At 72.1% G+C, this 1,331-nt stretch carries 2 protein-coding genes and 1 tRNA gene; 2 read left to right on the forward strand and 1 reads right to left on the reverse strand.

Going from position 1 to position 1,331, the window contains the following annotated elements; all coding sequences use genetic code 11:
* Both CCL05_RS43645 and CCL05_RS43650 read left to right on the forward strand, forming a co-directional pair.
* Positions 1-145: DUF3224 domain-containing protein (locus CCL05_RS43645; protein WP_143590088.1), on the forward strand; the 145-nt coding region annotated here is incomplete at its 5' end.
* A gap of 88 nt (positions 146-233) precedes the next feature.
* Positions 234-307 (forward strand) — tRNA-Thr (locus CCL05_RS43650).
* Positions 308-323: 16 nt separating this feature from the next.
* Here CCL05_RS43650 and CCL05_RS43655 read toward each other — a convergent pair.
* Positions 324-1,331: DUF4037 domain-containing protein (locus CCL05_RS43655; RefSeq protein WP_086565935.1), on the reverse strand; the 1,008-nt coding region annotated here is incomplete at its 5' end.

Consider the following 1,331-nt stretch of genomic DNA (forward strand, 5'->3'; position numbering starts at 1 on the left):
CGAGGACGGGACGGTTCACTGCACGTTTGAGGTGGTGCGGGGGTCCGGGAGCGGGGAGCTGGCCGGACTGCGGGGGACGGGCGGTTTCGCCGCGCGCCAGGGGGAGGCGACGGTGGCGTACCGCTTCGAGTACGAGCTGGAGTGAGCCCGGACGGGACGGAACTTCGTGGCTCGGGGTAACGGGCTCTGTGTACAGTGGTGCCGCCCTCGCGTACGGCGTTGTAGTGCGCGGTGCCTCCTTAGCTCAGATGGCCAGAGCAACGCACTTGTAATGCGTAGGTCGTCGGTTCGAATCCGACAGGGGGCTCCGGTGGAAGCCCGGGTCAGATCGTCTCTGGCCCGGGCTTTTTTCTGTTCTGGACGTCGCTGAGGGCGTCCGTGCTGTCCACCCACTGGTCGATCGCGCCGGTGTCGAGCAGGGAGCGGAGGGCGGGGTCCGTGATGCGGGTGCGGAGTGCTGCCGTGAAGCGTTCCGCGTGGAGGACCTGGAACGGGCGGCTGTGGTACGGGCGGGTGGTGGGGTCGACGGGGGCCGTGAGCGCGAGGTCATTGTGGTGGGTGGCGACGGTCTCGTAGGCGTGCTTGAGGTGGTGCTCGCGGGTGTGCCAGTCGGGTGCCGCCAGCGCCGCGGTCAGGGTGGGGGTGAGCGCCGTGCCCAGGGGGGTCGCGGTGAAGGCGGTGCCGAGCCACTTGCTGTAGGGCGGGTAGCGGCGGTCCATGAGGAGGCTCAGGCGCATCAGGTCGCGGATCAGACGGGCGGCCACGATCGCGGAGCCGAGTTCGTCGCCCACCTCGCCGCAGCGGCCTACGAAGGCCTCCTCCTGCGAGATGCGTTTCCACTGGCAGGCCAGGACGTACAGCCAGGTCTCGTGCGGGTACCAGCGCAGGGCGGTGCGGGCCGGGGCGAGGCGGTCGAGGCCGTCGTGGAAGACGGCGCCGGCGGTGACCTCGGCCAGGCGCTGGGTGGGCGTGGCCAGCCAGTCCGCCGTGGTGACGCCCTGGGCCGGGTCGAAGCCGAGCCGGTCCGTGAACCAGGTGGCGGGGTCCGTGATGTCGACGCGGTGGTGGACCGGGCCGTCGGTGCCGGTCATGACGCGGATGTCGGTGCCCGGGTCGTCGCCGGTGGGGGCGAAGTGGGTGGGGTGGCCGAGGAAGGTCTTCGGGAGGCGGTGGGAGAGGAGGGCGGTGAGGCGGGGGCCGTGGGTCTCGGCGTCCTCCGGGCGCAGGAAGAGCTCGAGGCGCGGGCCCCACTCGTGGTCGGCCGAGCGTGCGGTGTCGTGGCCGAGGACCTCGGAGCCGCTGCCGAGGCGGGCGGCGGAGTGGGGCAGGCC

It is taken from the genome of Streptomyces africanus, from assembly GCF_002150735.1.
In the GTDB taxonomy this organism is placed as follows: Bacteria; Actinomycetota; Actinomycetes; order Streptomycetales; family Streptomycetaceae; genus Streptomyces; species Streptomyces africanus.